Origin of the sequence: Amycolatopsis sp. WQ 127309, assembly GCF_023023025.1 — a bacterium.
Lineage (GTDB): Bacteria > Actinomycetota > Actinomycetes > Mycobacteriales > Pseudonocardiaceae > Amycolatopsis.
Window position 1 is genome coordinate 8,164,912 of record NZ_CP095481.1, and the last position, 5,755, is coordinate 8,170,666.

Here is a 5,755-nt window from a genome sequence, read left to right on the forward strand (position 1 = left end):
CCGACGGCGACGAGCCGTGGACCTGCCACGCCAACGGCGTCCTGCGCGCCGGCGAGCAGCCGACGGCGGGGGAGTTCCCCGCGGAGTGGCCGCCGCCCGGAGCCGAGCGCGTCGACCTGACCGGCTTCTACGACCAGGCCGCCGAAAACGGCTTCGGTTACGGCTCCCTTTTCCGCGGCCTGGAATCGGTGTGGCGCCTCGGCGAAGAGGTCTACGCCGAAGTCGCGCTGCCCGAGGCGAACCGTGCCGAAGCGGGCGCGTGCGCCCTGCACCCCGCGTTGCTCGACGCCGCGCTGCACGCGACGTCGTTCACCGGCGACGGCGGCCAGAGCCGGCTCCCGTTCTCGTGGACCGACGTCGAGCTGTACGCGGTCGGCGCGTCCCGGGCCCGGGTCCGGATCGTGCCGTCCGGCACCGGCAGCGTCCGCATCGACCTCGCCGACGCGACCGGGGAACCCGTCGCGTCGGTCGGCTCGCTGCTGCTGCGCGCGGCCGCCGTCGACGCCGCCGCCGCGCCTGCTTTCGGCGACAGCCTGTTCCGCTGGGAGTGGCAGGCCGTGCCCGCGCCGGAACCCGGCCGCCTGGCCGACGGCAGCTGGGTCGTGGCCGGCGCCGACGAGTTCGGCCTCACCGGCGCCGTCTACACCCTCGGCCGCGCGGTCGAGACGTTCCTCGGCATCGGGACGCTGTCCGCCGCCCTCGACGACGGCCTGGAGCCGCCCGAGCTGATCCTGGTCCCGCTGGTGCACGTGCGGCCCGAGGACCCCCGGGAATCGGCCCACCTGCTGACGAAGTGGGTGCTGGGCCAGGTCCAGGCGTTCCTCGAGGAGGACCGGCTGCGCACGACGCGGCTCGTCTTCGTGACCCGCGGCGCCACCGGCGACGGCGAAGGCGCCGACCTGTCGGCCGCGGCCGCGTGGGGCCTGCTGCGCTCCGCGCAGACCGAGAACCCCGGCCGGCTCGTGCTCGTCGACCTCGACGAGTCCGGCGACCAGTCCATCCGCGACCTGCTCCCGATGCTGCCCGGCCTGCTCGCCTCGGGCGAGCCCCAGGTGGCGCTGCGCGATGGCGTCCCGCACGTCGGCCGCCTGGCCCGCGTCCGCGGCGACGCTTCTCCGGCGGACGTCTGGCGGGAAGCGGGCAAGGTCCTCATCACCGGTGGTACCGGCGCGCTGGCCCGGACCATCGCGCGGCACCTGGTCGTCGAACACGGCGTCCGCGAGCTGCTGCTGGTGAGCCGCAGCGGCGGCGCGGCCCCGGGCGCGGCGGAGTTCGCCGCGGAACTCGACGCCGTGGTGGAGTACCGCGCCTGCGATGTGTCCAATCGGGACGAACTGGCCCGCTTGCTCGACGCCGAGCCGTCGGTCCGGGCGATCGTCCACACCGCCGGCGCGCTCGAAGACGGCGTCCTCGGTTCGCTGACGCCGAAGAAGCTCGAGACGGTGTTCGCGCCGAAGCTCGACGCGGCCTGGCACCTGCACGACCTCACCCGCGACCGCGACCTGGCGGCGTTCGTCCTGTTCTCGTCGTTCGCCGGGCTGGCCGGCACCGCCGGGCAGGGCAACTACGCCGCCGCCAACAGCTTCCTCGACGCGCTGGCCCGGCACCGCCGCGGCTTCGGCCTGCCGGGCACGTCGGTGGCGTGGGGCAGCTGGGTGCGCGCCGACAGCGTGATGGCCGCGCAGCTCGACGACGCGGCCCGCCGCCGCCAAGCGCGTGGCGGGGCCCTGGAGCTGACGGGGGAGCAGGGCGTCGCCCTGTTCGACGCCGTCATGGCCCGCCCGGCCGATCCGGTGCTCGCCGCGATCCGCCTCGACCTGGCCGCGATGCGCGCGTCGGGCGAGGTGCCGCCGATGATGCGGCTGCTGGTCCCGCCGCCGTCCCGCCGGTCGGCGGTGTCGGCCGAGGCTGTGGGCTCGTTCGCCAAGACGTACACCGAACTGCCGGAAGAGGGCCGTGCCGCGGCCGTCCTGGACCTGGTCCGCACGCTCGCCGCCGCGGTGCTCGGGCACCCGAGCGCGGCCGCGGTGGCCGTCGACGGCGGCTTCCCCGAACTCGGCTTCGACTCGCTGACGGCGATGGACCTGCGCAACCGCCTTCAAGCGGCGACGGACCTGATCCTGCAGGTCGGCGTGGTCTTCGACCACCCGACCCCGCTCGAGCTGGCCGGCCACCTGGGCGCCGAGCTGGACCGCGTTTCCCGGCCGACGGAGTCGTCGGCGGCGCCGGAAACCGTGTCCGCGCAAGCGAACGAGACGATCTCCGGCCTGTTCACGCAGGCGCTGTACAACGGCCAGCAGGCCGACGCGATCGACTTCCTCCGCGCCGCGGCGACCCTGCGCCCGAAGTTCCGCACGCCGGACGAGCTGACCCGGCCGATCCGCCCGCTGCGCCTGGCCCGCCGCGACCCGGACGCGGCACCCGGCCCGCACCTGATCTGCGTCCCCGCGCTGGTCGCGATGGCCGGGGTGCAGCAGTACTCGCTGTTCGCGGCGTCGTGCCGCGGCCAGTACGACGTCTCGGCCGTTCCGATCCCGGGCTTCACCGACGGCGAGGCCCTCCCGGCCGACCGGGAATCGCTGGTGGCCGCCGAAGCCGACGCGATCTTCGCGTACGCGGCGGGGGAGCCGTTCGTGGTGCTCGGCGTCTCCACCGGCGGCCTGCTGGTGCACGCGATCGCCACGGAACTGACCCGCCGCGGCACCCCGCCGGCCGGCGTCGCGCTGCTGGACCCGTACGCGGTGGACAGCCAGTTCGTCGCCAGCGCGGGCGGCGGCCTGATGACGGGGCTGTACAAGCGGAACCAGCAGTACACCGAGGTCACGAGCGCCGGGCTGTCGGCGATGGCGTGGTGCTTCGACCTGATGGAGGGCTGGGACCTGGGCCCGCTGCCGTGCCCGACGCTGCTCGTCCGCGCGTCGGAGCCGATCGTGGCGGAGCAGGCGGAGGTCGAGTGGCGCTCGGCCTGGGCTCACGCGGACACGGTGACCGACGTACCGGGCAACCACTTCACGATCGTGGAGGAACACATCGCGGAGGCGGTGGCGGCAGTCCGGGCCTGGCTCCCGGACGTCGGCTGACGGCTCGGCAGTGCCCAGGCTTGTCAGGCCGCGGGCTCGGCTCGGCCGCTAGCCCGCGGTCGGGTCGAGGGAGCGCGCGACGATTCCGGTGATGCCGCCGAGCTGACCGAGCTGCTCCTCGGTCAGCAGGCCGAAGACGTGCTCGCGCAGGGTCGCGTAGTAGCCGGGTGCCGACTCGTCGTACTTCCGCGACCCCGCCGGGGTCAGTGACGCGATCGTGTAGCGGGTGTCGGCCGGGTCGGACTTGCGGACGAGCCAGCCCTGCTTCTCCAGCCGGGAGGCGATGCGGGACAGGTGCGACGGCGTGACCCGCGACATCTCCGCCAGCGACGTCATGGTGCGGTCCTGGTGCTGCGACAGGCACCACAGGATGAGGAATTCGGCGTGACTCAGGCCGTCCTGCTTGAGCCGCCCCTCCAGCGCCGCGGGCAGCCACAGGATCACGGACAGCAGCGACTCCCAGGTGTCCGCCTCGGCCGGGGCGAAGCCGTCATCCGCTTCCACGGGCGTGACTGTACACGCAGTCACTTTCCGCGGAAAGTGATCTGCGAGACACTTGCCATGGAAAGTAACTGACTTTAAGTTAGTTTCCAGGGAAAGCATCCACGGATCAAGGAGTCACCATGCGCGCAGCCCGCTACCACGACTACGGCCCGGCGGAGGTGCTCGTCGTCGAGGACGTCCCGGAACCGCACGCCGGACCCGGCGAGGTCCGGATCCGCGTCGCCGCCGCCAGTGTGAACCCGGTCGACTGGAAAGTGCGCTCGGGGGCGGCCCGCGCGATGTTCGAGGTCGGCTTCCCGGCGATCCCCGGTCGCGACGCCGCCGGCGTGGTGGACGAGGTCGGCGAAGGCGTCACCGGTGTCACCGTCGGTGACCGGGTGTTCGGGCTCGGCGGTGTGTTCGGGGCGTCCGCGCAGTACGCCACGCTGTCCGCGTGGGCGCCGGTGCCGGACGAGTGGACCCTCGCGCAGGCCGCCGGCGCCGGGCTGGCCGTCGACACCGCCGGCAGCGGGCTCGACGCGCTCGGCGACCTGGCCGGCCGCACGCTGCTGGTCGAAGGCGCGGCCGGCGGAGTGGGCAGTGCCGCCGTCGCGCTGGCCGTGGCGCGCGGCGCCACCGTCATCGGCACGGCGAGCGCGGGCAAGCACGGCTACCTGCGCGAGCTGGGCGCGCTGCCCACCACCTACGGCGAAGGGCTGGCCGACCGGGTCCGCGAGCTCGCGCCCGGCGGGGTGGACGCCGTGCTCGACACGGCCGCTTCCGGCTCGCTGCCCGACCTCGTCGCCATCGCCGGTGACGCGGACCGCGTCGTGACGGTCGCCGACGCGGCCCGTGCGGGTGACCTCGGCGTCCGGGCCCGTTCGTCGGAGAACAACTCCGCGCTGCTCGCCGAAGGCGCCGCGCTGGGCGCCCGGGGCGGGTACACACCGCACCTCGCGGCGACCTACGCGCTGGACGACATCGCCGACGCGCACCGGGATTCCGAAGGCGGCCACACCCAGGGGAAGATCGTCGTCCTCCTCTGACGGGACACGCGGACGAGCCCGGCACCGGGGGATGGTGCCGGGCTCGTCCGCCGCCGGGGAAGGCGCGTTCTCGGGTCAGGCCACCGGATCGGGCGACGGCCGTGCGTCCAGCAGCGGCGTCTTCGCGTCCGGGACCAGGGTCGCCTCGTCAGCTGTCTCCGATGCGACCGCGCGAGCCTGGGCCGCCTTGCGCTTCGCGGCCTGCTCGCCCAGCTTCTTGTAGCGGGCGCGGTTGATGAAGAACTCCGCGATCAGCAGGTTGACCACCCACGGCACCCACGACGTCAGCGTGGACACCTGGTCCTGCACCGCGGCCGGGCCGTCGACGCCCATCGTGAAGACCTCCGGCTCCAGCCAGAGGATCGCCGGGCCGAGCCAGAAGCGCGACGCCAGGATCGAGAAGGCCAGCGCGAAGCTGCGCAGCATCCACTCGCGGTGCTCCACGATGCGGCCCTGACGGGCCCGGCGGAACCCGGTGATCGTGGTGATCAGCCACAGCAGCCCGAGGATCGCGTTGCCGACCTTCTGCCCGGGGCCGTGCGTCAGCAGCGGCGTGATCGTCAGGATCGCGATCCCGGCCGGCAGCGCGCCGCCGAAGACGTAGATCCGGCCGGACACCCGGTGCAGCTTCGGGTACTTGTTGCGCAGCTTGGGCCACACCTGGATCGCCGCGGTCACGAACGCGACCGAGCCGAAGAAGATGTGCGTCACCAGCAGCGGGTAGTAGAACGGCACGTCCAGCCGGGTCGCCGCCGTCGACTTGCTCGGATCCAGGCCGACGTAGTTGGGCAGCCGGAACGCGAGGAAACCGAACACGAGGAAGTAGAAGGGGACGATCCAGGGGCGTCTCAGCGCCGTTCCGATGCGTGACATGGGTGGGCCTTCCGTGGGAGGAACCGGCGCGAAGAGTGTGGCGCGAAGACAGTGGGGAAAACCGTAGAGTTCGCTCGCCACCGATCCCGGATCGGCCGCAACAGCTAGGGAAAACAGGGTCGATCCGGCGGCATAGTCTGCCTGACCTCCGTGTCGGCGGTGGTTCGGGCGGCGGCGTACCGCGGCTTCCCAGCGCACGCCGGAACGGACCCCGTCCGAACCCTTGGGAGTGCCGCGGTGGAACGATCCGAGCACGTGCCTGACGAGCGTGCC

General features: G+C 73.3%; 3 protein-coding genes and 1 pseudogene. 2 read left to right on the top strand and 2 right to left on the bottom strand.

The annotated features are described in order from the left end of the window. Positions 1-140: 140 nt before the first annotated feature. Positions 141-3,080 (top strand): annotated as a pseudogene (locus MUY22_RS49850) (type I polyketide synthase); the annotation flags it as partial. Positions 3,081-3,128: 48 nt separating this feature from the next. Here MUY22_RS49850 and MUY22_RS36340 read toward each other — a convergent pair. Further along, positions 3,129-3,584, bottom strand: coding sequence for a MarR family winged helix-turn-helix transcriptional regulator (locus tag MUY22_RS36340; protein WP_247051696.1), 456 nt, complete (start codon positions 3,582-3,584; stop codon positions 3,129-3,131). 119 nt (positions 3,585-3,703) lie between these two features. Between MUY22_RS36340 and MUY22_RS36345 the strand changes: the two genes are divergently transcribed. After that, on the top strand, positions 3,704-4,609 hold the full coding sequence (locus MUY22_RS36345; protein ID WP_247051697.1) for an NADP-dependent oxidoreductase: 906 nt from the start codon (positions 3,704-3,706) through the stop codon (positions 4,607-4,609). A 75-nt stretch (positions 4,610-4,684) separates the two neighbouring features. On the opposite strand, the gene MUY22_RS36350 is transcribed toward MUY22_RS36345, so the two are convergent. Next, positions 4,685-5,482: a DUF2306 domain-containing protein gene (locus MUY22_RS36350; protein ID WP_247051698.1), complete on the bottom strand. Its 798-nt coding sequence runs from the start codon at positions 5,480-5,482 to the stop codon at positions 4,685-4,687. Positions 5,483-5,755 lie beyond the last annotated feature (273 nt).